Raw genomic sequence first — 25,438 nt, forward strand, 5'->3', positions numbered from 1 at the left:
GGAAATTACTCGGCGGTATGAGCGGCGATGGTGCAGGCAGGTTTGCCGGCAGCGTATTTAAGACTGGGGTCGACCAGCGCGTCGAAGCGTTTCAGCGCCTCGGAGCCGATCAAGAGCGGGTATTGGAACGCACTTCGGTCGGTGAGGTTCACTTCTATGCTGCGCAATGCCGAACCCATGCAGATATCCAGCTCGATCACCGGGCGTGCGGTGTACTGCTTGCCTTCTTCCGGATCGTAGTCGCCGGCGCGGCGCTTGATCTTGCTGACCCGCGCCAGCGGCCGTTCGATGGGGTGCGAATGCGCGGCGTCGATCGCCAGGTAGAAACGTACCCAGGATTCACCGTTGCGTTTGAAGCGTTTGATGTCGCGAGCGCTCAGCGAGGCAGTTTTCGCCCCGGTGTCGAGCTTGGCCGCGACTTCGAGATTGATACCGTCAAGCGAAGCGTATTCGTTGAGGCCGTACACGGTTTTTTCCCCGCGGCGGCGAGGCCGGGCAGGCAAAACAGAGCAAAAAAGGTGGGGAAAGGCTTGAGTCTCATAAATCCTGGTGCGCAGCGTTCCGTTATCGGTTCAGGTGCCCCGCACAACCGTGCGCAAACCCCCGCGTGTGCCTATCAGCTTTTTATGGCAAGCCGTACAAAGACCCGCAAATGCGGGCGGCATTCTAGCACGGTGGTTTTATGGCGCCAGCGCTTGCGCCGCTCCATGGGCGTTGAGCAATTATCCCTGTGGGAGCCCCTGTGGGAGCGAGCTTGCTCGCGAAGGCGGCGTGCCATTCGAAGCAACGTTGACTGACATTCCGCTTTCGCGAGCAAGCTCGCTCCCACACTGGCTGAGTGCTCAGTTGATTGCGGTTATTAGACGATTGTCGACAATACCTATTTATCCTTTGACTGGTGCGGCCTTATTAGCTAGTTTTTGCCGCATTGGATTTAAAGGTGTCGACAATCATGCTGGATCAGCTCGATCCCCCGGTCATCAGTGGCGACGATTCCGAGACGCTGTCGGAAAACGTCTTCCGGCGCATCCAGGCCGCTATCGTCAAAGGCGAGATCGCCCCGGGCAGCAAGATCTCCGAGCCGGAACTGGCGCGCACCTATGGCATCAGTCGGGGGCCGTTGCGCGAGGCGATCCATCGTCTGGAAGGCCAGCGCCTGCTGGTGCGCGTGCCGCATGTTGGGGCGCGGGTGGTTTCGCTTAGCCATGCCGAATTGATCGAGCTCTATGAAATCCGCGAATCCCTCGAAGGCATGGCCTGCCGCCTCGCCGCCGAGCGCATGAGCGTCGAGGAGATCGACGAACTGCGCCGGGTCCTGGAAACCCACGAGCGCGATGCTGCGTTTCAGGCCGGTGTCGGTTATTACCAGCAGGAAGGCGATTTCGACTTTCATTACCGGATCATCCAGGGCAGCGGCAATCGCACGCTGACGCAGATGCTCTGCGGCGAGCTGTATCAACTGGTGCGCATGTACCGCATCCAGTTTTCCTCCACGCCGAACCGCCCGCACCAGGCCTTCGCCGAACACCACCGGATTCTCGATGCGATCGCCGACCGCGACGGCGAGCTCGCGGAATTGTTGATGCGCCGCCACATCGGCGCCTCGAAACGCAACATCGCCCGTCACTACGAGGACGGCGCCCACAACCAGACAGCCACTGAACGAGGTGATGCATGACTTCCAACCTGAACACGCCGGGCCAGCGCTTCCGCGATGCGGTCGCCAGCGAGCATCCTTTGCAAGTGGTCGGCGCGATCAACGCCAACCACGCGCTGCTGGCCAAGCGCGCCGGTTTCAAGGCGATCTACCTGTCCGGCGGCGGCGTGGCCGCAGGCTCGCTCGGCGTGCCGGACCTGGGCATCACCGGGCTGGATGACGTGCTCACCGACGTGCGGCGGATTACCGATGTCTGCGATCTGCCGCTGCTGGTGGATGTCGACACCGGTTTTGGCTCGTCGGCCTTCAACGTGGCGCGCACGGTCAAGTCGATGATCAAGTTCGGCGCGGCGGCGATTCACATCGAGGACCAGGTCGGCGCCAAGCGCTGCGGCCATCGCCCCAATAAAGAAATCGTCAGCCAGCAGGAAATGGTCGATCGCATCAAAGCCGCCGTCGATGCGCGCACCGACGACAGCTTTGTGATCATGGCGCGTACCGATGCGCTGGCAGTGGAAGGGCTGGAATCGGCACTCGATCGCGCAGCGGCGTGCATCGAGGCCGGCGCCGACATGATCTTCCCGGAAGCGATTACTGAACTGGACATGTACAAGCTGTTCGCCAATCGCGTAAAAGCGCCGATCCTGGCCAACATCACCGAATTCGGCGCAACGCCGCTGTACACCACCGAACAACTGGCCGGCGCCGACGTATCGCTGGTGCTGTACCCGCTGTCGGCGTTCCGCGCGATGAACAAGGCGGCGGAAAACGTCTACACCGCGATCCGCCGCGATGGCACGCAACAGAATGTCATCGACACCATGCAGACTCGCATGGAGCTCTACGATCGTATCGATTACCACACGTTCGAGCAGAAGCTCGATGCGTTGTTTGCACAGAAAAAAGGCTGAACAAAACCCTGTGGGAGCGAGCCGGCTCGCGAAGACGGACTGACATCCAAGATTGATGTCGACTGATCCAGCGCTTTCGCGAGCAGGCTCGCTCCCACAAGTTTTCCCATACAAATTCAAGAAGATTGGAGAACACAATGGCCGAAGCAAAAGTACTCAGTGGCGCCGGGCTCCGGGGTCAGGTCGCCGGGCAAACCGCATTGTCCACCGTGGGCCAGGCCGGGGCCGGGCTGACCTATCGCGGCTACGACGTGCGTGAACTGGCCGCCGACGCGCAATTTGAAGAAGTCGCCTATCTGCTGCTGTACGGCGAACTGCCGACCAAAGCGCAATTGGCCGACTATCAGACCAAACTGAGCAAGCTGCGCGACCTGCCGCAAGCTTTGAAGGAAGTACTCGAACGCATTCCCGCCGACGCACATCCGATGGACGTCATGCGCACCGGTTGCTCGTTCCTCGGCAACATCGAACCGGAGAACGATTTCTCCGAACAGCGCGACAAGACCGACCGTCTGCTCGCCGCGTTCCCGGCGATCATGTGCTACTGGTATCGCTTCAGCCATGACGGCAAACGCATCGATTGCGTCAGCGACGAGCCGACCATCGGTGGCCACTTCCTGCACTTGCTGCACGGCAAGAAACCGAGCGAATTGCACGTCAAAGTCATGAACGTGTCGCTGATCCTCTACGCCGAACATGAATTCAACGCCTCGACCTTTACCGCGCGCGTGTGCTTCGACCTTGTCGGATCTGTACTCGTGCGTGACCGCGGCCATCGGTTCGCTGCGCGGTCCGTTGCATGGCGGCGCCAACGAGGCGGCGATGGAAATGATCGAGCGCTTTTCGTCGCCGGAAGAGGCGATCAAGGGCACCCTCGGCATGCTTGAGCGCAAGGACAAGATCATGGGCTTCGGCCACGCGATCTATAAGGACAGCGATCCGCGCAACGAGGTGATCAAGGGCTGGTCGAAAAAACTCGCGGACGAGGTTGGTGACAAGGTGCTGTTCCCGGTTTCCGAGGCCATCGACAAGACCATGTGGGAGCAGAAGAAACTGTTCCCGAATGCCGACTTCTACCATGCCTCGGCGTACCACTTCATGGGCATCCCGACCAAGCTGTTCACGCCGATCTTCGTCTGCTCGCGCCTGACCGGCTGGGCCGCGCACGTGTTCGAACAACGCGCCAACAACCGCATCATCCGTCCAAGCGCCGAATACACCGGCGTCGAACAGCGCAAGTTCGTGCCAATCGAACGTCGCTAGTGGGTGAGTGTGAAACACGGGTAGCTGGATAAACCGGTAACCAATGTGGGAGCGGGCTTGCTCGCGAATGCGGTGTATCAGTCGACAAATCGGTTGAATGACACCCCGCATTCGCGAGCAAGCCCCCTCCCTCAGTTGACCGAGTCCACTTCAGCGCCGGTGTAACGCCCATCACTTGTAATTACCGTGACCCGAGTCCTGACCCGATGAACACAGAATTTCGCAAGAACCTGCCCGGCACGCCGCTGGATTACTTCGACACCCGCGCGGCGGTCGAGGCGATTGCGCCCGGCAGCTACGACGCCCTCCCGTACACCTCCCGCGTGCTGGCGGAAAACCTCGTGCGTCGCTGCGACCCGGCCACGCTCACCGATTCGCTCAAGCAACTGATCGAACGCAAACGCGATCTGGATTTCCCGTGGTTCCCGGCGCGGGTGGTCTGCCATGACATCCTCGGCCAGACCGCGCTGGTCGACCTCGCTGGCCTGCGCGATGCCATCGCTTTGCAGGGCGGCGACCCGGCGCAGGTCAACCCGGTGGTGCCGACGCAATTGATCGTCGACCACTCGCTGGCCGTCGAGGCGGGCGGTTTTGATGCCCAGGCCTTCGAGAAGAACCGCGCCATCGAAGATCGCCGCAACGAAGACCGTTTCCACTTCATCAACTGGACCAAAAAGGCCTTCAAGAACGTCGACGTGATCCCGCCGGGCAACGGCATCATGCACCAGATCAACCTGGAGAAAATGTCCCCGGTGATTCAGGTGCGTGAAGGCGTGGCGTTCCCCGACACCTGCGTCGGCACCGACAGCCACACGCCGCACGTCGATGCGCTGGGCGTGATCGCCATCGGTGTCGGCGGCCTCGAAGCCGAAAGTGTGATGCTCGGCCGCGCGTCGTGGATGCGCCTGCCGGAAAGCGTCGGCGTCGAACTGACCGGCAAGCTGCAACCGGGCATCACCGCTACCGACATGGTCCTGGCCCTGACCGAATACCTGCGCAAACAGAAAGTCGTCGGTGCCTGGCTGGAGTTCTTCGGCGAAGGTGCAGCAGCGCTGACCCTCGGCGACCGCGCGACCATCTCCAACATGGCCCCGGAATATGGCGCCACCGCGGCGATGTTCTACATCGACCAGCAGACCATCGATTACCTGAAACTGACCGGTCGTGAAGACCAGCAGGTTCAACTGGTCGAGCAGTACGCCAAGCTCACCGGCCTGTGGGCTGACAGCCTGATAGGCGCGCAATACGAGCGCGGGCTGACTTTCGATCTGTCCTCGGTGGTGCGCAATATGGCCGGGCCGAGCAACCCGCACGCCCGCGTCGCGGTGTCCGATCTGGCCGCCAAAGGCATCTCCGGCCAATGGGATGACGTGCCGGGGCAAATGCCCGATGGCGCAGTGATCATCGCCGCTATCACCAGTTGCACCAACACCAGCAACCCACGCAACGTCATCGCCGCCGGCCTCTTGGCGCGCAATGCCAACCAGCTCGGCCTGACCCGCAAGCCGTGGGTGAAATCTTCGCTGGCGCCGGGTTCGAAAACCGTGGCGCTGTACCTCGACGAAGCGGGGCTGACCACTGAGCTGGAACAGCTCGGTTTCGGCGTTGTGGCATTTGCCTGCACCACTTGCAACGGCATGTCCGGCGCCCTCGATCCGCTGATTCAGCAAGAGATCATCGACCGCGATCTGTACGCGACCGCTGTGCTTTCCGGCAACCGCAACTTCGACGGGCGCATTCACCCGTACGCCAAACAGGCATTCCTCGCCTCGCCGCCGCTGGTGGTTGCCTACGCGATCGCCGGGACCATCCGTTTCGATATCGAGAAGGATGTGCTGGGCGTGGTCGATGGCCGGGAAATCCGCCTGAAAGACATCTGGCCGAGCGATGAAGAAATCGATGCGGTGGTGAAGTCGTCGGTCAAGCCTGAGCAGTTCCGTCAGGTCTATATTCCGATGTTCGCCGTGCATGAAGACACCGGGCCGAAAGTCGCGCCGCTGTATGACTGGCGCGAGATGAGCACCTACATCCGCCGTCCGCCGTACTGGGAAGGCGCACTGGCCGGCGCCCGTCCATTGAAGGGCATGCGCCCGCTGGCGGTGCTGCCGGACAACATCACCACTGATCACCTGTCGCCATCGAACGCGATCATGCTCGACAGCGCCGCCGGCGAATACCTGGCGAAAATGGGCCTGCCGGAAGAGGACTTCAACTCCTACGCCACCCACCGTGGCGATCACCTGACCGCCCAGCGCGCAACGTTCGCCAATCCGAAGCTGTTCAACGAAATGGTCGTGGAAAACGGCAAGGTCAAGCAGGGTTCGCTGGCGCGCGTCGAGCCGGAAGGCCAGGTCATGCGCATGTGGGAAGCGATCGAAACCTACATGCAGCGCAAGCAGCCGCTGATCATCATTGCCGGCGCCGATTACGGTCAGGGTTCCTCCCGTGACTGGGCGGCGAAAGGCGTACGCCTGGCCGGTGTCGAGGCGATTGCCGCTGAAGGGTTCGAGCGTATTCACCGCACCAACCTGGTGGGCATGGGCGTGTTGCCGCTGGAATTCAAACCCGGCACCAATCGCCACACCCTGGCCATCGATGGTAGCGAAACCTACGACGTGATCGGCGAGCGCAAGCCGCGCGCGGATCTGACGCTGGTGATCAACCGCAAGAATGGCGAACGCGTCGAAGTGCCGGTGACCTGCCGCCTCGATACCGCTGAAGAAGTGTCGATCTACGAGGCCGGCGGCGTGTTGCAGCGCTTCGCACAGGACTTCCTCGAAGAGTCGGCGGTTGCCGTTTAAATCAACTGATGTGGGCATGGGATTTCAAGTCCTATGCTTTCGGTAAGGAGCAATATGGCTCACGCACCACAAATCAAGATCCCCGCCACCTACATGCGCGGCGGCACCAGCAAAGGCGTGTTCTTCAGCCTCACCGACCTGCCCGAAGCCGCGCAGGTGCCCGGTCCGGCGCGCGATGCATTGCTGCTGCGGGTGATCGGCAGCCCCGACCCGTACGACAAGCAGATCGACGGCATGGGCGGCGCGACGTCGAGCACCAGCAAAACCGTGATCCTGTCGAAAAGCACCCGTGCCGATCACGACGTCGACTACCTGTTCGGTCAGGTCTCGATCGACAAGCCGTTCGTCGACTGGAGCGGCAACTGCGGCAACCTCTCGGCCGCGGTCGGTTCGTTCGCCATCAGCAACGGTCTGGTCGACGCCAGCCGCATCCCGGACAACGGTGTTGCGGTGGTGCGCGTGTGGCAGGCCAACATCGGCAAAACGATTATTGCCCACGTGCCGATCACCGATGGCGAAGTGCAGGAAACCGGTGATTTCGAGCTCGACGGCGTGACCTTTCCGGCGGCCGAAGTGCAAGTGGAATTCATGGAGCCGGCGGCGGAAGAAGAGGGCGGTGGTGGCTCGATGTTCCCTACCGGCAATCTGGTCGATGAGCTGGAAGTGCCGGGTGTCGGCACGTTCAAGGCGACCATGATCAACGCCGGGATCCCGACGATCTTCGTCAACGCCGAAGACATCGGCTACACCGGCACCGAACTCCAGGGCGCGATCAACGGCGATCCGCAAGCACTGCTGATGTTCGAGACGATTCGTGCCTACGGTGCGTTGCGCATGGGCCTGATCGCCAATCTGGAAGAAGCCGCCAAGCGGCAGCACACGCCGAAAGTCGCATTCGTTGCCAAACCTGCGGATTACGTGGCGTCGAGTGGCAAAGCGATCGCTGCTGGTGACGTGGATCTGCTGGTGCGCGCGTTGTCGATTGGCAAGCTGCACCACGCCATGATGGGCACGGCAGCGGTGGCGATCGGCACGGCGGCAGCTATTTCCGGGACGTTGGTCAATCTTGCGGCGGGGGGCGTTGAACGCAATGCGGTGCGTTTCGGGCATCCGTCCGGGACGTTGCGCGTGGGCGCTGAGGCGACGCTGGAGAATGGCGAGTGGATGGTGAAAAAAGCCATCATGAGCCGCAGTGCGCGGGTGCTCATGGAAGGTTACGTCCGCGTGCCCGGTGATTGCTTTTAAGCAACAGCAGTATCCTTGTGGGAGCGAACCTGCTCGCGAAAGCGATGCATCAGACATGCAAATGTTGACTGACACTCAGCCTTCGCGAGCAGGCTCGCTCCCACTGTGGATTGCATTTCAATCATAAGAAATCGTTAGCCCTGAACCGAGGTCCCATCAACGAACCACTTCACGAGTGAATCGAACATGAGCGCCAACGTCGACCTGAACAATCGCCCCGATTACGACGCAGTCCTGCAGGACATCGCCGACTACGTCCTCACCTTCAAGCCCGACTCCGCCGAGGCGCTGGACACCGCGCGCAATTGCCTGATCGACACGCTGGGCTGCGGCTTGCTGGCCCTGCGTTTCCCCGAATGCACGAAACACCTCGGCCCGATCGTCGAGGGCACGATTGTGCCGTTCGGTGCACGAGTGCCGGGCACCAGCTATCGTCTTGATCCGGTCAAGGCAGCCTGGGACATCGGCTGCATCTTCCGCTGGCTCGACTATAACGACACCTGGCTCGCCGCCGAGTGGGGCCATCCGTCCGACAACCTCGGCGCCATCCTCGCCGTTGCCGATCACCTGTCGCAAAAACGCGTCGCCAACGGCGAAGCGGCGCTGACGGTCCGCGATGTGCTGGAAGCAATGATCATGGCCCATGAGATCCAAGGCGTGATCGCCCTGGAAAACTCTTTCAACCGGGTAGGACTCGATCACGTCATTTTGGTGAAAGTCGCCTCGACTGCCGTCAGCGCCCGACTGATGGGCGCCAATCGCGAGCAGCTGCTGTCGGCGCTGTCCCATGCCTTCGCCGACGGTCAGGCGCTGCGCACTTATCGCCATGCGCCGAATGCCGGCTCGCGCAAATCCTGGGCGGCGGGGGATGCGGCGAGTCGTGGCGTAAGGCTGGCCGACATCGCCATGCGCGGCGAGATGGGCATTCCCGGTGTGTTGAGCGCGAAGCAGTGGGGCTTCTATGAGGTATCGTTCAGCCACAGCAACAATGATCTGGCGCTGAAACCCGAGGGCAAGCGTGCCTTCAGCTTTTCCCGGCCGTTCGGCAGTTATGTGATGGAAAACGTGCTGTTCAAGATCAGCTTCCCCGCCGAATTCCATGCGCAGACCGCCTGCGAGGCGGCGGTGACCTTGCATCCGCTGGTGCGCAATCGCCTGCATGAGATCGACCGCATCGTCATTACCACCCATGAATCGGCGATCCGCATCATTTCCAAGGTCGGCCCCCTGGCCAACGCCGCCGACCGCGATCATTGCCTGCAATACATGACCGCCGTGCCGCTGGCATTCGGCAATCTGACAGCCGAGCACTACGAAGACGATTTCCACCGGGCGCACCCGATCATCGATGTGCTGCGCGAGAAAATGGTCATCGTCGAAGAACCGCGCTTCACCCGCGAATACCTCGAAGCCGACAAACGCTCGATTGCCAATGCCGTGCAGGTTTTTTTCAAGGACGGCAGCAGCACCGAGAACGTGGTGGTGGAATACCCGATCGGCCATCGCCGCCGCCGCGCCGAGGGCATTCCGTTGCTGGAGGACAAGTTCAAGGCCAACCTGGCCACACGGTTTGCCGGGCAGCGTTGCGCTGAGATATTTGCGCTCTGTGAGGATCAGGCGCGGCTGGAAGCCACAGCGGTGAATCGATTCATTGATCTGTTTGTGATCTGACAGAGCGCGTTATCGTTCTTCGCCAGCAGGCTGGCTCCCACAGGGTTTCGTGATGAACACAGGAATTGTGAACGCCTTCAGCACCTGTAGGAGTGAGTCTGCTCGCGATAGCGGTGGGTCAGACACCATTGATGCTGAATGTGCCACCGCCTTCGCGGGCAAGCCCGCTCCCACAGGTTTTTCAGGCTGGTTGCAATGTTGTATCCACCACGAAACCCTGTGGGAGCGGGCTTGCCCGCGAAGGCGTCAGATCTGGCACCGCAAACCTACTTGAAACGCCGCTCAACGCCTTTTTCCACCAGAATCTTCGCCGAAATCTCTTCCACCGAGAAATGCGTGGAATTGATATGGGGAATGTTCTCGCGGCGGAACAGGTTTTCCACTTCGCGCACTTCGAACTCGCACTGGGCGTAGCTCGAATAACGGCTGTTGGGCTTGCGCTCGTTGCGGATCGCGGTGAGGCGGTCGGGGTCGATGGTCAAGCCGAACAGCTTGTGCTGGTGGGCGCGCAGGGCGGTGGGCAGGGTCAGGCGTTCCATGTCGTCTTCGGTCAGCGGATAGTTGGCCGCGCGGATGCCAAACTGCATGGCCATGTACAGACACGTCGGCGTTTTGCCGCATCGCGACACGCCCACTAGTATCAGATCGGCTTTGTCGTAATAGTGGGTGCGCGCGCCGTCATCGTTGTCGAGGGCGAAGTTCACCGCCTCGATGCGCTCCATGTAATTGGAGTTGTGCCCGATGGAGTGGGATTTGCCCACGGTGTAGGAAGAATGCTCGGTGAGCTCCTGTTCGAGCGGCGCGAGGAAGGTCGAGAAAATGTCGATCATGAAACCATTGGACGTTGCGAGAATCTCACGAATGTCCTGATTGACGATGGTGTCGAAGATGATCGGGCGAAAGCCGTCGGTTTCAGCGGCTTTGTTGATTTGTTGTACCATGGCCCGCGCTTTTTCCACGCTGTCGATGTAAGGCCGCGTGAATTTGCTGAAGGTGATGTTTTCGAACTGCGCCAACAGGCTTTGACCCAGGGTTTCGGCGGTAATGCCGGTGCCATCGGAGATGAAGAAAGCAGATCGTTTCATTTGCACCTTGGGCCTTAAGCTAGTAACGAATCTTGGATATGATAGGCGCGATTTGCCGGCCGCCATTGGCCCGCATTCTCACTTATTTTCCAGGTCCAGGCCATACAACCGGCCAAGGCTCCCCCGGGCCGCCGGTTTCTGAGCTTTTCCAACACAGTTAGTGGAGAGATCACCTTGGTAGAGTACGTAGTTTCCCTCGATAAGCTCGGCAAACACGATGTTGAGCATGTGGGGGGCAAGAACGCATCCCTGGGCGAGATGATCAGTAACCTGGCAGGCGCCGGTGTTTCGGTCCCCGGCGGCTTCGCCACGACGGCTCAGGCCTATCGTGACTTCCTCGAACTGAGCGGCCTGAACGAGCAGATCCACAAGGCCCTCGACGCGCTCGACGTCGACGACGTCAATGCCCTGGCCAAGACCGGCGCGCAGATCCGTCAATGGATCATGGACGCCGAATTCCCTGAAAAGCTCAATACCGAGATCCGCACCGCGTTCGCCGCGCTGTCGGCCGGCAATCCTGATGTGGCCGTGGCTGTGCGTTCCTCCGCCACCGCCGAAGACCTGCCGGACGCGTCCTTCGCCGGTCAGCAGGAAACCTTCCTGAACATCCGTGGCGTGGAAAACGTTATCCGCGCCGCCAAAGAGGTGTTCGCTTCGCTGTTCAACGACCGTGCGATTTCCTACCGCGTGCACCAGGGCTTCGACCACAAACTGGTCGCCCTGTCGGCTGGCGTGCAACGCATGGTGCGTTCGGAAACCGGCACCGCCGGCGTGATGTTCACCCTCGATACCGAATCGGGTTTCCGTGACGTGGTGTTCATCACCGGCGCTTACGGCCTGGGCGAAACCGTCGTGCAGGGCGCGGTCAACCCGGATGAGTTCTACGTACACAAAGGCACGCTGGAAGCCGGTCGTCCGGCGATCCTGCGGCGCAACCTGGGCAGCAAAGCTATCAAGATGATCTACGGCGACGAGGCCAAGGCCGGTCGTTCGGTCAAGACTGTCGATGTCGACAAGGCCGAACGCGCGCGTTTCTGCCTGACCGACGCCGAAGTCAGTGAGCTGGCCAAGCAGGCGATGATCATCGAGAAGCACTACGGCTGCCCGATGGACATCGAGTGGGCCAAGGACGGTGACGACGGCAAGCTGTACATCGTTCAGGCGCGTCCGGAAACCGTGAAAAGCCGCACCCAGGCCAACGTCATGGAGCGTTACCTGCTCAAGGAAACCGGCACCGTGCTGGTGGAAGGTCGGGCGATCGGCCAGCGCATCGGCGCCGGTAAAGTACGCATCATCAAAGACGTCTCGGAAATGGACAAAGTCCAGCCGGGCGACGTGCTGGTTTCCGACATGACCGACCCGGACTGGGAACCAGTGATGAAGCGCGCCAGCGCCATCGTCACCAACCGTGGCGGGCGTACCTGCCACGCGGCGATCATCGCCCGCGAGCTGGGCATTCCGGCCGTGGTCGGTTGCGGCAACGCCACCCAGCTGCTGAAGGATGGCCAGGGCGTGACCGTATCCTGCGCCGAAGGCGACACCGGTTACATCTTCGAAGGTGAACTGGGCTTCGACATCAAGAAGAACTCCGTCGACGCCATGCCGGAGCTGCCGTTCAAGATCATGATGAACGTCGGCAACCCGGATCGCGCCTTCGACTTCGCCCAATTGCCGAACGCCGGCGTCGGTCTGGCGCGTCTGGAATTCATCATCAACCGCATGATCGGCGTGCACCCGAAAGCGCTGTTGAACTACGACGGCCTGCCGCAGGAAATCAAAGACAGCGTCGACAAGCGTATTGCCGGTTACAGCGACCCGGTCGACTTCTATGTCGACAAACTGGTCGAAGGCATCAGCACCCTGGCTGCCGCGTTCACGCCGAAAAAAGTCATCGTGCGTCTGTCGGACTTCAAGTCCAACGAATACGCCAACCTGATCGGCGGCAAGCTCTACGAGCCGGAAGAAGAAAACCCGATGCTGGGCTTCCGTGGCGCTTCGCGTTACATCAGCGAATCGTTCCGCGACTGCTTCGAACTCGAATGCCGCGCGCTGAAACGCGTGCGCAACGAGATGGGCCTGACCAACGTGGAAATCATGGTGCCGTTCGTCCGTACTCTCGGCGAAGCCAGCCAAGTGGTCGATCTGCTCGCCGAAAACGGCTTGAAGCGCGGCGAGAACGGTCTGCGCGTGATCATGATGTGCGAGCTGCCATCCAACGCGATTCTGGCTGAGGAATTCCTCGAATTCTTCGACGGTTTCTCGATCGGCTCCAACGACCTGACCCAGCTCACTTTGGGTCTGGACCGTGACTCGGGGATCATCGCGCACCTGTTCGACGAGCGTAATCCGGCGGTGAAGAAGCTGTTGGCCAATGCCATTCAGGCCTGCAACAAGGCCGGCAAGTACATTGGCATCTGCGGTCAGGGTCCTTCCGACCATCCGGATCTGGCCAAGTGGCTGATGGAACAGGGCATCGAAAGCGTGTCGCTGAACCCGGATACCGTGCTGGAAACCTGGTTCTTCCTCGCCGAAGGTCAGGCTTGATCAGTATGTAATTGGCCCGCGCCCCATGTGGGAGCGAGCCTGCTCGCGAAGACGCAGCAACATTCACCCATGGATGTTGGCTGATACACCGCTTTCGCGAGCAGGCTCGCTCCCACATGGGCCGGGCCTTGAGATTGAAGTAGGGCGGGCTCCATCGGATGCCGCCCTTTTTTGTGCAAGAGCATTATGCAAAGCAGCAGCAACCTGTTTCCTGTCGCGCTGATCAGCGCCGAGCGGCGCGGCGATCTGAGCGAAGACGTCTATCGATTGAAACCCGGCAACAGCCCGGACTGGTCCGTGGAAATCGCCGTCACCCGCCTGGGCATGGCCGATGACACGGCGCCACGCGGCGTGCCGGTGATTCTGTTGCACGGCAGCTTTTCCAATCGGCGCTTCTGGTTTTCCCCCAAAGGCCTCGGGCTCGGCGCGTATCTGACGCGGCTGGGCTTCGACGTGTGGATTCCGGAAATGCGCGGTCACGGCCTGTCCCAGCGCAACGAAGATTATCGGCGCAACCGTGTCGCCGACTACGCCCGTTACGACCTGCCGGCGATTGCCGCGTTCGTGCGTGAGCAGAGCGGGCAGATCCCGCATTGGATCGGCCATTCGCTGGGCGGCATCACCTTGGCAGCAGCGCTCGGTGGCGAATACCTTGGCGAACCGGCCGTGGCCTCGGCGGCGTTTTTCGGCACGCAGGTCAGCCGCACCTATTGGCCGTTGAAAATCCCACCGGTGGAGTGGGGCGGGCGCTTTATTCTCAAGCGTTTCGCGCAGTTGTCCGGCTCACGCCTCAAACGCGGTCCGGAAGACGAGCCGATCGGCCTGGCCATCGAAAGCATGCGCTGGTACGGCTTGTTTGGCCGCTTCGGCGACAAGGACAAGGACTGGTGGGCGGGGCTCGCCGAGGTTCAGGTGCCGGTGCTGGCCGTGACGGCAGCGGGCGATCATCAGGATCCGGCGTGGGCCTGCCGCAAGCTGTTCGAGCAGATCGGCTCCGAGCACAAGCAGTTCATCAATCTCGGCCGCGAGCAGGGCTTCTCGGATAATTTCGGTCATGTCGAAATGCTGGTGAGCAAAGCGGCGCAGGCTGAGGTCTGGCCGCTGGTGGCGCGCTGGTTGAACGATCAGCAGACGCCATTGCTGGCGCAGACGGCGGATCTGGCCGCTGCAGGGTGAGGGGCGTTCCGTTCAGCCTGGCTTGCGGCTAAGATATGACGCATTGTGCGGTTCCGGTCATATTTGGTGACTGTTTAGCGATAACGTTTCAGCCGCGGTTCAGGTTCGCTCAGCGACCATGGCATGGACTAAGGTAAACAGCGACCGCCGGAACTCGTCTCATCAGAATGCGGCATCCCTTGATCGTCTTCCTTGTTACAGGAGTTTTTCGATGGAACATTACCTTACGCCTGACCTGTGCGACGCCTACCCGGAGCTGGTACAGGTGCTGGAACCGATGTTCAGCAATTTCGGCGGCCGCGATTCCTTCGGCGGCGAAATCGTGACCATCAAGTGCTTCGAAGACAATTCGCTGGTCAAGGAGCAAGCCGAGCTCAACGGCAAGGGCAAAGTGCTGGTGGTTGACGGTGGCGGCTCGCTGCGCCGCGCCCTGCTGGGCGACATGATTGCCGCCAAGGCCGCGCAGAACGGTTGGGAAGGGCTGGTGATCTACGGTTGCATCCGTGACGTCGACGTCATTGCGCAGACCGATCTCGGCGTGCAGGCGCTGGCCAGTCACCCGATGAAAACCGACAAGCGCGGCATCGGCGACCTCAATGTTCCAGTGACCTTCGCCGGCGTGACGTTTCACCCCGGTCAGTACATTTATGCGGACAACAACGGCGTGATTGTTTCGCCGGCTCCGCTGAAAATGCCTGAATAAGCTTTTCGACAAGGGATGCGGATGTTCGAGGAAGAAAACGCGCAATGGGGGCTGGTGCATGCCCTGGTGCTGGATGGCAAGGGCGGTGCGCGTTCGATAGCCCGGACTGAGCTCGACGATTTGCAGTTGCAGGCCCATGAAAGCCTGTGGCTGCACTGGGACCGCAGCCATCCGCAGACCCAGACCTGGCTGCGCAAGTCCAGCGGGCTCAATGAATTCACCTGCGATCTGCTGCTGGAAGAAAATACCCGGCCGCGTCTGTTGCCGTTGCCCGACTCCGAGCTGCTGTTGTTTTTGCGCGGGGTCAATCTCAACCCCGGCGCCGAGCCGGAAGACATGGTCTCGGTGCGGATCTTCGCTTCCGCTCAGCGGGTGATTTCCCTGCGTTTGCGTCCGTTGCGCGCCACGGATGAGCTGATGACGCTGCTTGGCGAGGGCAAAGGGCCGAGAACGTCCTCCGAATTGATGCTGTATCTGGCGCAGTTCCTCACCAATAAAGTGCAGGATCTGGTCACGTGTCTCTCGGAAGTGGTCGATGAAGAGGAAGAAAAACTCGATGCCGACGAACGGTATACCCCCGAGCATGGCGCCATTTTGCACATCCGCCGTCGGGCAGCCGGGCTGAAGCGCTTTCTTGCGCCGCAGCGGGACATTTTCGGACAACTGACGCGGATAAAACTGCCTTGGTTCGTTGAAGACGACGCCGACTACTGGAACGAATTGAACAACAGCCTGACCCGTTATCTGGAAGAGCTCGAATTGACCCGAGAGCGCGTGGGGCTTGTGCTGGAGGCCGAAGACCGGCGTTTGAGCGTGCACATGAATCGCACCATGTACCGCTTCGGCATCATTACCTGCATCTTTTTGCCGATGAGTTTCATCACCGGTCTGCTGGGTATCAATGTCGGCGGGATTCCGTTCGCCGAGAGCCCGTATGGTTTCCTGATTGCCTGCCTGACGGTACTCGCCCTGGCATTCGGCCAGTGGTGGTTGTTCCGTCGATTGCGCTGGGTGTGAACATGGCGCATGTGACCCGAGCAAATCTGCCCGCGTCTTTCACAGACATCACGAGAGGTGCGTATGCACGATCCGTTTGAACAGTCTTTGCGCGACATGCTCAACGCTTCGCCGTCCAGCCGCGACGACGATGCGTGCCTGGGCCGCGTACTCAAAACCGCCAACCGCCAGGTCGGCGCCGGCGATCTGTTCAGCCTGCTGGGCCGCTGGCTGCCCGCGCTGATGATCGCCCTGAACAATGGCTCGGCGCATGTCTCGCCGGTTTCCCGTCTCCGTAAAACCACTGCTCGCATTGCTGATAAGGCTGATTGAATATGGAACTTGATCTCTGGACTCAGAGCCTCGTCACTGCAATGACTGCGTTGTGGACCAAAGTCGCTAATTTCATTCCGAACCTGTTCGGCGCACTGGTTGTGCTGCTGTTGGGTTTCGTCGTGGCCAAACTGCTCGACACCTTGCTTTCCAAATTGCTCGCCAAACTGGGCCTCGATCGCCTGATGGGCGGCACCGGGTTGACCAAGTTGATGTCGCGCGCCGGGCTGCAGGTGCCGATCTCGACGCTGATCGGTAAAATCGTTTATTGGTTCGTTCTGCTGATCTTTCTGGTTTCTGCGGCAGAATCCCTTGGCCTTGAGCGAGTTTCAGCTACGCTGGATATGCTGGCGTTGTATCTGCCGAAAGTATTCGGCGCCGCGCTGGTGTTGCTGGTCGGAGTCCTGCTGGCGCAACTGGCCAACGGGCTGGTGCGCGGCGCAGCAGAAGGCGTAGGCCTGGACTACGCTTCCGGGTTGGGGCGGATCGCGCAGGGGCTGGTGATCATCATCAGCATCTCGGTTGCGATCAGCCAGCTCGAGGTCAAGACTGACCTGCTGAACCATGTGATTGTCATCGTATTGATTACCGTTGGTCTGGCAGTTGCGCTGGCCATGGGTTTGGGAAGCCGGGAAATTGCCGGTCAGATTCTTGCGGGAATCTATGTGCGTGAGCTGTATGAGGTTGGGCAACAAGTGCGTGTTGGCGAGGTCGAAGGCCAGATCGAAGAGATCGGCACGGTTAAAACCACATTGCTGACCGATGAGGGTGAGCTAGTCTCTCTTTCCAATCGGATCCTGCTGGAACAGCATGTGAGTAGCCGCTAAACCGGCAAACCCTGCTAATGTATGCCGCCGCAAAATGCCAGCCGAGGCTGGTTGTGGCGGACATTGACCTGACTGTCGGCACGACTTGTTTTGAATAAAGCCCAACCGCTATCCACGCGCTACGACCCCCGCGAGCTCTCTGATGAGGAGTTGGTCGCGCGCTCGCATACCGAGCTGTTTCACGTAACGCGCGCCTACGAAGAGTTGATGCGGCGTTACCAGCGAACATTATTTAACGTCTGCGCGAGATATCTTGGGAACGATCGCGACGCAGACGATGTCTGTCAGGAAGTGATGCTGAAGGTGCTGTACGGCCTGAAGAACTTCGAGGGGAAATCGAAGTTCAAAACCTGGCTTTACAGCATCACTTACAACGAATGCATCACGCAGTATCGGAAGGAACGGCGTAAGCGTCGCTTGATGGACGCTCTCAGTCTGGACCCTCTTGAAGAAGCGTCTGAAGAAAAGGCGCCGAAGCCGGAGGAGAAGGGTGGGCTTGATCGCTGGCTGGTGTATGTGAATCCGATTGACCGCGAAATTCTGGTGCTACGATTTGTCGCAGAGCTGGAGTTTCAGGAGATCGCAGACATCATGCACATGGGTTTGAGTGCGACAAAAATGCGTTACAAACGCGCTCTAGATAAATTGCGTGAGAAATTTGCAGGCATTGCTGAAACTTAGTTCAGCGCAAATATCTCTTACGTGTAGGCAAGTTCTGATAGACTTGCCGCCGAGTTGTCCCCCGGTTTGCGGGACTGCTTCACAATCACCAGATGGGGATTTAACGGATGAAACTGAAAAACACCTTGGGCTTGGCCATTGGTTCTCTGATTGCCGCCACTTCGTTCGGCGCTCTGGCACAAGGCCAAGGCGCAGTTGAAATCGAAGGCTTCGCTAAGAAAGAACAATTCGACAGCGCTCGTAACTTCAAGAACAACGGCAACCTGTTCGGCGGTTCGATCGGTTACTTCCTGACCGACGACGTTGAACTGCGTCTGGGCTACGACGAAGTGCACAACGTACGTGCCGACGATGGCAAGAACGTCAAAGGCGCTAACACCGCTCTGGACGCTCTGTACCACTTCAACAACCCAGGCGACATGATTCGTCCATACGTTTCGGCCGGTTTCTCTGACCAGAGCATCGACCAGAACGGTTCGAACGGTCGTAACCGTTCCACCTTCGCCAACGTTGGCGGCGGTGCCAAGCTGTACTTCACCGAGAACTTCTACGCCCGTGCCGGCGTTGAAGCTCAGTACAACATCGACCAGGGCGACACCGAGTGGGCTCCTAGCGTCGGTATCGGTGTGAACTTCGGTGGCGGCTCCAAGCCAGCTGCTGCTCCAGTTCCAGCACCTGCTGAAGTCTGCTCCGACAGCGACAACGATGGCGTTTGCGACAACGTTGACAAGTGCCCGGACACCCCAGCCAACGTAACCGTTGACGCTGATGGCTGCCCAGCAGTTGCTGAAGTTGTTCGTGTTGAGCTGGACGTGAAATTCGACTTCGACAAGTCGGTAGTCAAGCCAAACAGCTACGGCGACATCAAAAACCTGGCTGACTTCATGAAGCAGTACCCATCCACCACCACTACTGTTGAAGGTCACACTGACTCCGTCGGTCCTGACGCTTACAACCAGAAACTGTCCGAGCGTCGTGCAAACGCCGTTAAGCAAGTTCTGACCAACCAGTACGGTGTTGAATCGTCCCGCGTTCAGTCTGTTGGCTACGGCGAATCCCGCCCAGTTGCTGACAACAAAACTGACGCTGGCCGCGCTGTAAACCGTCGCGTAGAAGCGCAGGTTGAAGCTCAAGCTAAGTAATTAGCTGCCGCTGATGGAAAAGCCCGGCTCAGGCCGGGCTTTTCTTTGTCTGCGATTTGGCTTTGACGCTTAAAGCGCCTGCACGTTGTACGCCGTCCCGGAGCTGCCGAAGGCTGCGATCTTTTGCTCTTGAGTAACAGCCGCCACCGCACCGATCACCAGAATCGCCGGGCTCTTCAATTCAAACGCCAATGCGTCCTCAGCCATCGCAGTCAAATCACTGCGACATTCACGCTGATGCGCCAAAGAAGCGTTTTCGATCATCGCCACTGGCGTATCCGCCGCCATCCCTCCGGCCAGCAGCTGATCACGAATCTCGCCCAGCTTGGCCACGCCCATATAGATCACCAGCGTCGTCCCGCCTTGCGCCAGCGCCTGCCAGTTCAACTGGCTGTCATCCTGCGTGTGCGCAGTGACCAGCGTCACCCCGCGCGCCACGCCCCGCAACGTCAGCGGAATATCGCACTGGGTCGCCCCGGCCAGCCCGGCGGTAATGCCATTGACCAGTTCCACTTCAACACCGCGCTCGCGCAACCACTGCGCTTCTTCGCCACCGCGGCCGAAAATGCACGGATCGCCGCCCTTCAGGCGCACCACGCATTTGCCCTGGCGTGCGTAACGCAGCATCAGCCGGTGAATGAATGCCTGCGGCGTCGAACGGCAGCCGCCGCGCTTGCCCACTGGGATCACCCGCGCAGCCGGGCAGTGCTCCAGCACCGCGTCGTTGACCAGATCATCGATCATCACCACATCGGCCTCGCGCAACGCGCGCACCGCTTTGAGCGTCAGCAGCTCCGGATCGCCGGGGCCTGCGCCCACCAGCCAGACTTTCGCATTCATGGTGTTGTCCTCGTTAAATGACCGCGACCGGCCGCGCTTCGGCAGCCAGCAGACGCTTGATTTCCGGCACGCAGGAACCGCATTGCGTGCCGCATCGGAGAGTGTTTTTCAGACCTGGCAGATCCAGGCCCTGGCGAATGCCGGCGCAGACTGCGTTGAGGCTGACGTTTTCGCAATTGCACAAGGTCTTGTCGCTCGCAATGGCGCCGACAGCGCCCGGCGGCGCGCTCATCGGCGCGAGCAGCCAGCGCCGCAGTTGTTGGTCGGCGCGGCCCTCCAGCCACAGGCTCTGCAACCAGTGTTGCGCAATGGTTTCGCCGGCCAGGCGAATCGCGGTGATACGGCCGTTTTCGATGCGCACTCGCTTGCCAATGGCGCGACGCGGATCGTCGTAGGCCAGAACCGGGCCATCCAGTAGTGACAGACACTGGTCGATCTCACCCAGCAGCTGTGGATCCGGCGCCTCGGCGTGTGCAGCGCGTATCAGCAACGCTGGCCGCTCACGACCGACAAGGCTGAGGCTGACGTAGGTAAACGCCTCGCACAGCGGTCGTAGCGTCTCGAGATGCCGTTGAACATCACCCTCGATCAAGGCGAACAGCTGCCACGGCAGGTTGACCGCCTCCAGACGCACGCCGCTGTGTTTGAGTTCTGGTTGTTTCGATAGCGGATCAAACGCCGGCAGGGTCAGGCTGTTAACGCCGCCCTTGAGATAGCGATCGCCCCAGTGCATCGGCAGGAACGCCTGGCCCGGACGCACGCTGTCGTCGCTACCGACCGCAACAATCACCGCGCCACGGCGGCTTTTCAGATTGACCAGATCGCCGGGCTGCAAGCGGTGCCGGCGCATTTCGTCAGGGTGCAGGCTCAGCACGGCTTCGCTGACGTGGCCGAACAATTGCGCGGCGGTGCCGGTGCGGCTCATGCCGTGCCACTGGTCACGCAGGCGACCGGTGATCAAAGTCAGCGGGAAGCGCGCGTCGCGTTGTTCCTTGGCGGCGCGATACGGATCGGCAATGAACTGCGCGCGGCCATTGGCTGTAGGAAAAATGCCGTCGCCGTACAAGCGTGGCGTGCCTTGCCGGGCGCCGGCAGGGAAGGGCCATTGCTGCGGGCCAATCTCGTCGATCAAGGCATGGCTGATCCCGGACAGATCCAGGTCTCGCCCACGGGTCAGCGCTTTGAATTCATCAAACAACTGCGAAGGTTGATCGAAAGCGAACAGGCTCGGCTGTTTGGGGCGCAGACGTTGCTCCAGACGCTGTGCGAAATCCACCGTGATGGCCCAGTCCGGCCGCGCTTCGCCCGGTGCGACAACCGCTTTGCGCACGTGGGAAATGCGCCGCTCGGAGTTGGTCACCGAGCCTTCCTTCTCGCCCCAAGTGGCGGCCGGCAACAGCAGGTCGGCAAACGCAGCGGTTTCGGTGGTTCGAAAGGCTTCCTGCAACACCACAAACGGACAGGCCTCGAGGGCTGCGCGCACTGCACTCTGGTCCGGCATCGATTGCGCCGGGTTGGTACAGGCGATCCACAAAGCCTTGATCTTGCCGCTTCTCACGCTTTCGAACAGCTCGATGGCGCTCAAGCCCGGCGCCTCGGGCAAGCTCTCCACGCCCCAGTACGCCGCCACTTCGGCGCGATGTTCCGGGTTGGCGGCATCGCGATGGCCCGGTAGCAGATTGGAAAGACTGCCGGTTTCCCGCCCGCCCATGGCGTTCGGCTGACCGGTCAGGGAGAAGGTCCTGCACCGGGCCGGCCGATTTGCCCGGTGGCCAGGTGCAGATTGATCAGCGCGCTGTTCTTTGCGCTGCCGGCGGAGGACTGATTCAGGCCCATGCACCACAGCGACAGGAAGCTCGGCGCAGTGCCGACCCATTCTGCGCATTGCTGCAGTTGCTCGATGCTGATGCCGCACAATTGCGAAACCATCTGCGGGGTGTAATCGCGAACCAGGGTTTTGAGTTCGGCGAGGCCTTCGGTGTGCGCCTTGATGAAATCGCGATCGATCCAGTCTTCCCACAACAGCAGATGCAAAATCCCATGGAACAAGGCGACATCGGTACCCGGAAGAATCGCCAGATGCAGGTCAGCCAAATCGCAGGTGTCAGTACGACGCGGGTCAATGACGATGACTTTCATCTGCGGGCGGCGGGATTTGGCTTCTTCCAGCCGACGGAAAAGTACCGGATGGGCGTAGGCCATGTTGCTGCCGACGATCATCACGCAGTCGCTGAGCTCCAGATCTTCGTAACTGCACGGCGGCGCGTCGGCGCCGAGGCTGCGTTTGTAGCCGACCACCGCCGAGGACATGCACAGCCGCGAATTGCTGTCGATGTTGTTGGTGCCGACCAGCGCCCGCGCCAGTTTGTTGAAAGCGTAGTAGTCCTCGGTGAGCAACTGCCCGGAGATGTAGAACGCCACGCTGTCCGGGCCGTGCTCGGCGATGGTTTCGGCAAACATGTTGGCGGCGTGTTCCAGTGCCGTATTCCAGTCGGTGCGGCCGCGCGCCAGGCCTTTGCCCAGGCGCAGTTCCGGGTACAAGGCGCGGGCGGCGAGGTCGCCGGTCAGGTGCAGCGTCGAGCCTTTGCTGCACAGTTTGCCGAAGTTGGCCGGGTGCGCCGGATCGCCGCTGACGCCGAGAATGCGCTCGCCGTCATGCTCGATCAGTACGCCGCAGCCGACCCCGCAGTAACAGCAGGTCGAGGCGGTCGTCTGGCGGTTCATCAGATGGCGTCCCGCAGGGCCAGTTGCACACGACCATTCTCGACCCGCGCCGGATGGTGATGGGCGCAGCCGATGTCCGGCGCCTGGGCTTCGCCGGTTTCGAGGTCGATCTGCCAGTTGTGCAGCGGGCAGGCCACGCGCTTGCCGTAGATCAAGCCTTGCGACAGAGGCCCGCCCTTGTGCGGGCAGCGGTCATCGAGGGCGAAAACCTCGTCGTCGCTTGTACGAAAAATCGCGATGTCACCTTTCGGCCCGGCAATGATCCGCGAACCGAGGGCGTTGATCTCTTCCAGTGCACAGATATCGAGCCAGTTCATGCCGGCACCTCCAGGTTTTTCACGGGGATCACATCGAATTCTTTCTTCAATTGCGGCTGCGCCAGGCGCTCCTTCCACGGGTCCTGTTCGAACGACAAGGAGAATTGCAGGCGCTCGTTCAAGGCCTTGCGCCGCTCGGCGTCTTCAAGCACGTTCTTCTTGATGTGTTCCATGCCGACCCGTTGCAGGTAGTGCACGGTGCGCTCGAGGTAGAAGGCTTCTTCGCGATAGAGCTGCAGGAACGCGCCGTTGTATTCACGGACTTCTTCGGCAGTCTTGAGCTTGACGAAGAACTCGGCGACTTCGGTCTTGATCCCGCCGTTGCCACCGATGTACATCTCCCAGCCGGAGTCGACGCCGATAATTCCTACGTCCTTGATGCCAGCTTCCGAGCAGTTGCGTGGGCAACCGGACACGGCCAGCTTCACTTTGTGCGGCGACCACATGTTGAACAGGTCGTGCTCGAGTTCGATGCCCAGTTGCGTCGAGTTCTGTGTGCCGAAGCGGCAGAACTCGCTGCCGACACAGGTTTTCACCGTGCGGATGGATTTGCCGTAGGCGTGGCCGGACGGCATGTCGAGGTCTTTCCACACGCCGGGCAGATCCTGCTTCTTGATACCCAACAAGTCGATGCGCTGACCGCCGGTGACCTTGACCATCGGCACGTTGTACTTGTCGGCCACATCGGCGATCCGCCGCAGTTCCGACGGGTTGGTCACGCCGCCCCACATGCGCGGCACCACCGAATAGGTGCCGTCCTTCTGGATATTGGCGTGGGCGCGTTCGTTGATCAGACGCGATTGCGGGTCGTCCTTGGCCTCGCCGGGCCAAGTGGAAATCAGGTAGTAGTTGAGCGCCGGGCGGCAAGTCGCGCAGCCATTCGGTGTGCGCCAGTTGAGATAGCTCATGGTCTCGGCGATGGTCAGCAGGTGTTCCTGACGGATCGCCTGACGAATCTGCCCGTGGTTGAGGTCGCTGCAACCACAGATGGCTTTTTCGCTTTTCGGTTTGACGTCGGCCGCGCCACCCACGGTATTGATCAGGATCTGCTCGACCAGACCGGCGCAGGAACCGCAGGAACTGGCCGCCTTGGTGTGTTTCTTCACTTCGTCGACGCTGAACAGGCCGTGTTCCTGAATCGCCTTGACGATAGTGCCCTTGCACACACCGTTGCAGCCGCAGACTTCGGCGCTGTCGGCCATGACCATGGCTTTGTCCTGGCCCTGATGTCCTACGTCGCCTAAAGCGTTTTCGCCGAACATAAGGTGATCGCGGATCTCGCCTATGGCGTGATTCTCACGAATCTGCCGGAAATACCAACCGCCATCTGCCGTATCGCCGTACAGACAGGCGCCGACCAGCACGTCATCCTTGATCACCAGTTTTTTGTACACGCCGCCGATCGGGTCGGAGAGGGTGATGGTTTCGGTGCCTTCGCCGCCCATGAAGTCGCCGGCGGAGAACAGGTCGATACCGGTGACTTTCAATTTGGTCGAAGTCACCGAGCCCTGATAGCGAGCGAAACCCAGTTGCGCGAGGTGATTGGCGCAGACCTTGGCTTGTTCGAACAGCGGCGCCACCAGACCGTAGGCGATGCCGCGATGGCTGGCGCATTCGCCGATCGCGTAGATGCGCGGGTCGTAGGTTTGCAGGGTGTCGTTGACCAGAATCCCGCGGTTGCACGGGATGCCGGCCTTTTCCGCCAGTTCGGTGTTGGGACGGATGCCGGCGGCCATCACCACCAGGTCGGCAGGGATGATGTCGCCGTTCTTGAACTGCACCGAGCCGACCCGGCCATTGCCGGCGTCGTGAAGGGCTTGGGTCTGTTCGCACAGGCGAAAATGCAGGCCACGGGATTCCAGCGCCGATTGCAGAAGCTGGCCGCTGGTTTTGTCCAGTTGCCGCTCCAGCAACCATTCGCCGAGGTGCACCACGGTGACGTGCATGCCGCGCAGCATCAGGCCATTGGCCGCTTCGAGGCCGAGCAGGCCGCCGCCGATGACCACTGCGTGCTTGTGGGTCCTGGCGGTGTCGATCATGGCCTGGGTGTCGGCGATGTCGCGGTAACCGATCACACCCTGCAAGGTGTTGCCGGGAATCGGCAGGATGAACGGGGTCGAGCCGGTGGCGATCAGCAGGCGGTCGTACTCGGCTTCGGTGCCGTCCTCGGCAATCACTCGGCGTTTGACCCGGTCGATCTCCACCACTTTGCGGTTGAGCAGCAGCTTGATGTTGTTTTGCAGGTACCAGTCGAGGTCGTTGAGGACGATCTCTTCAAAAGTCTGCTCACCGGCCAGCACCGGCGACAGCAGGATGCGGTTGTAGTTGGTGTGCGGTTCGGCGCCGAAGACGGTGATGTCGTAGAGCTCGTCGCTCAGCTTGAGCAGTTCTTCCAGGGTACGCACCCCGGCCATGCCATTGCCGATCATCACCAGTTTGAGTTTTTTCATCAGGTTCTCCGGGAGCTGCGGCTGGCCTCTGGTGGGCCGTCGGGCCTTGCTCGACAAATTTTGCGCAAACAA

17 protein-coding genes and 3 pseudogenes are annotated in these 25,438 nt (G+C 60.6%); 14 read left to right on the forward strand and 6 right to left on the reverse strand.

Annotated features, from left to right (window positions below; genetic code table 11):
* Positions 1-5 precede the first annotated feature (5 nt).
* Positions 6-541: pseudogene (rloA, locus tag ACZZZ4_RS17635) on the reverse strand (retropepsin-like aspartic peptidase RloA).
* A gap of 414 nt (positions 542-955) precedes the next feature.
* Here rloA and ACZZZ4_RS17640 point away from each other — a divergent pair.
* The 6 genes and pseudogenes from ACZZZ4_RS17640 (at position 956) to prpD (ending at position 9,548) form a co-directional block, all read left to right on the forward strand.
* A complete protein-coding gene (locus ACZZZ4_RS17640; RefSeq protein WP_463549286.1) occupies positions 956-1,678 on the forward strand; it encodes a GntR family transcriptional regulator in 723 nt (240 codons plus the stop codon).
* Positions 1,675-2,568 carry a methylisocitrate lyase gene (gene prpB / locus ACZZZ4_RS17645; RefSeq protein ID WP_024012298.1) on the forward strand — a complete coding sequence of 298 codons (894 nt, stop codon included), beginning with the start codon at positions 1,675-1,677 and terminating at the stop codon, positions 2,566-2,568. The genes ACZZZ4_RS17640 and prpB overlap by 4 nt, the downstream gene beginning before the upstream one ends.
* Before the next feature lie 137 nt (positions 2,569-2,705).
* Positions 2,706-3,831 (forward strand): annotated as a pseudogene (gene prpC, locus ACZZZ4_RS17650) (bifunctional 2-methylcitrate synthase/citrate synthase).
* 206 nt (positions 3,832-4,037) lie between these two features.
* Positions 4,038-6,632 (forward strand): Fe/S-dependent 2-methylisocitrate dehydratase AcnD, encoded by a 2,595-nt coding sequence (acnD, locus tag ACZZZ4_RS17655; protein ID WP_463548324.1) that lies wholly within the window; start codon positions 4,038-4,040, stop codon positions 6,630-6,632.
* Positions 6,633-6,686: 54 nt separating this feature from the next.
* Positions 6,687-7,877: a 2-methylaconitate cis-trans isomerase PrpF gene (prpF, locus tag ACZZZ4_RS17660; protein ID WP_463548325.1), complete on the forward strand. Its 1,191-nt coding sequence runs from the start codon at positions 6,687-6,689 to the stop codon at positions 7,875-7,877.
* Between the two features lie 186 nt (positions 7,878-8,063).
* Entirely contained in the window at positions 8,064-9,548 is a 1,485-nt protein-coding gene (gene prpD / locus ACZZZ4_RS17665; RefSeq protein WP_463548326.1) for a 2-methylcitrate dehydratase, read from the forward strand.
* Between the two features lie 266 nt (positions 9,549-9,814).
* Here prpD and ppsR read toward each other — a convergent pair whose 3' ends face one another.
* Positions 9,815-10,633 (reverse strand): posphoenolpyruvate synthetase regulatory kinase/phosphorylase PpsR, encoded by an 819-nt coding sequence (ppsR, locus tag ACZZZ4_RS17670; protein WP_016773826.1) that lies wholly within the window; start codon positions 10,631-10,633, stop codon positions 9,815-9,817.
* 174 nt (positions 10,634-10,807) lie between these two features.
* Between ppsR and ppsA the strand changes: the two genes are divergently transcribed.
* From ppsA to ACZZZ4_RS17710, 8 genes are all read left to right on the forward strand, one after another.
* Complete coding sequence (ppsA, locus tag ACZZZ4_RS17675; protein ID WP_039762994.1) at positions 10,808-13,177, forward strand: phosphoenolpyruvate synthase; 2,370 nt, start codon at positions 10,808-10,810, stop codon at positions 13,175-13,177.
* 186 nt (positions 13,178-13,363) lie between these two features.
* The gene (locus ACZZZ4_RS17680) at positions 13,364-14,353 is read left to right on the forward strand and encodes an alpha/beta fold hydrolase (protein ID WP_463548327.1); all 990 of its coding nucleotides are present in this window, start codon (positions 13,364-13,366) and stop codon (positions 14,351-14,353) included.
* Between the two features lie 211 nt (positions 14,354-14,564).
* Positions 14,565-15,056, forward strand: a complete 492-nt coding sequence (gene rraA, locus ACZZZ4_RS17685; protein ID WP_463548328.1) for a ribonuclease E activity regulator RraA — start codon at positions 14,565-14,567, stop codon at positions 15,054-15,056.
* A 21-nt stretch (positions 15,057-15,077) separates the two neighbouring features.
* Positions 15,078-16,073, forward strand: a complete 996-nt coding sequence (locus ACZZZ4_RS17690) for a zinc transporter ZntB (RefSeq protein WP_463548329.1) — start codon at positions 15,078-15,080, stop codon at positions 16,071-16,073.
* 63 nt (positions 16,074-16,136) lie between these two features.
* Positions 16,137-16,385, forward strand: a complete 249-nt coding sequence (locus ACZZZ4_RS17695; RefSeq protein WP_056784148.1) for a hypothetical protein — start codon at positions 16,137-16,139, stop codon at positions 16,383-16,385.
* A 2-nt stretch (positions 16,386-16,387) separates the two neighbouring features.
* Positions 16,388-17,212 carry a mechanosensitive ion channel family protein gene (locus ACZZZ4_RS17700; protein WP_016773831.1) on the forward strand — a complete coding sequence of 275 codons (825 nt, stop codon included), beginning with the start codon at positions 16,388-16,390 and terminating at the stop codon, positions 17,210-17,212.
* Positions 17,213-17,302: 90 nt separating this feature from the next.
* On the forward strand, positions 17,303-17,893 hold the full coding sequence (gene sigX, locus ACZZZ4_RS17705; RefSeq protein WP_016773832.1) for an RNA polymerase sigma factor SigX: 591 nt from the start codon (positions 17,303-17,305) through the stop codon (positions 17,891-17,893).
* A gap of 107 nt (positions 17,894-18,000) precedes the next feature.
* A complete protein-coding gene (locus ACZZZ4_RS17710; protein WP_016773833.1) occupies positions 18,001-19,035 on the forward strand; it encodes an OmpA family protein in 1,035 nt (344 codons plus the stop codon).
* Between the two features lie 69 nt (positions 19,036-19,104).
* On the opposite strand, the gene cobA is transcribed toward ACZZZ4_RS17710, so the two are convergent.
* The 4 genes and pseudogenes from cobA to nirB form a co-directional block, all read right to left on the reverse strand.
* The gene (cobA, locus tag ACZZZ4_RS17715; protein ID WP_463548330.1) at positions 19,105-19,875 is read right to left on the reverse strand and encodes a uroporphyrinogen-III C-methyltransferase; all 771 of its coding nucleotides are present in this window, start codon (positions 19,873-19,875) and stop codon (positions 19,105-19,107) included.
* Between the two features lie 13 nt (positions 19,876-19,888).
* Positions 19,889-22,599: pseudogene (locus tag ACZZZ4_RS17720) on the reverse strand (nitrate reductase).
* A complete protein-coding gene (gene nirD, locus ACZZZ4_RS17725; protein WP_016773836.1) occupies positions 22,599-22,916 on the reverse strand; it encodes a nitrite reductase small subunit NirD in 318 nt (105 codons plus the stop codon). The pseudogene ACZZZ4_RS17720 and the gene nirD overlap by 1 nt, the downstream one beginning before the upstream one ends.
* On the reverse strand, positions 22,913-25,366 hold the full coding sequence (gene nirB / locus ACZZZ4_RS17730) for a nitrite reductase large subunit NirB (RefSeq protein ID WP_151551279.1): 2,454 nt from the start codon (positions 25,364-25,366) through the stop codon (positions 22,913-22,915). Before nirB ends, nirD begins: the two co-directional genes overlap by 4 nt.
* Positions 25,367-25,438: the final 72 nt, after the last annotated feature.

The sequence above is a fragment of the Pseudomonas sp. AC252 genome (assembly GCF_979258105.1).

Excerpts from the sequence above, each read along its gene's own strand:
- prpB (WP_024012298.1), top strand. The coding sequence starts at position 1,675 with ATGACTTCCAACCTGAACACGCCGGGCCAGCGCTTCCGCGATGCGGTC.
- acnD (WP_463548324.1), top strand. The coding sequence starts at position 4,038 with ATGAACACAGAATTTCGCAAGAACCTGCCCGGCACGCCGCTGGATTAC.
- prpF (WP_463548325.1), top strand. The coding sequence starts at position 6,687 with ATGGCTCACGCACCACAAATCAAGATCCCCGCCACCTACATGCGCGGC.
- prpD (WP_463548326.1), top strand. The coding sequence starts at position 8,064 with ATGAGCGCCAACGTCGACCTGAACAATCGCCCCGATTACGACGCAGTC.
- ppsR (WP_016773826.1), bottom strand. The coding sequence starts at position 10,633 with ATGAAACGATCTGCTTTCTTCATCTCCGATGGCACCGGCATTACCGCC.
- ACZZZ4_RS17680 (WP_463548327.1), top strand. The coding sequence starts at position 13,364 with ATGCAAAGCAGCAGCAACCTGTTTCCTGTCGCGCTGATCAGCGCCGAG.
- rraA (WP_463548328.1), top strand. The coding sequence starts at position 14,565 with ATGGAACATTACCTTACGCCTGACCTGTGCGACGCCTACCCGGAGCTG.
- ACZZZ4_RS17690 (WP_463548329.1), top strand. The coding sequence starts at position 15,078 with ATGTTCGAGGAAGAAAACGCGCAATGGGGGCTGGTGCATGCCCTGGTG.
- ACZZZ4_RS17695 (WP_056784148.1), top strand. The coding sequence starts at position 16,137 with ATGCACGATCCGTTTGAACAGTCTTTGCGCGACATGCTCAACGCTTCG.
- ACZZZ4_RS17700 (WP_016773831.1), top strand. The coding sequence starts at position 16,388 with ATGGAACTTGATCTCTGGACTCAGAGCCTCGTCACTGCAATGACTGCG.
- ACZZZ4_RS17710 (WP_016773833.1), top strand. The coding sequence starts at position 18,001 with ATGAAACTGAAAAACACCTTGGGCTTGGCCATTGGTTCTCTGATTGCC.
- cobA (WP_463548330.1), bottom strand. The coding sequence starts at position 19,875 with ATGAATGCGAAAGTCTGGCTGGTGGGCGCAGGCCCCGGCGATCCGGAG.
- nirD (WP_016773836.1), bottom strand. The coding sequence starts at position 22,916 with ATGAACTGGCTCGATATCTGTGCACTGGAAGAGATCAACGCCCTCGGT.
- nirB (WP_151551279.1), bottom strand. The coding sequence starts at position 25,366 with ATGAAAAAACTCAAACTGGTGATGATCGGCAATGGCATGGCCGGGGTG.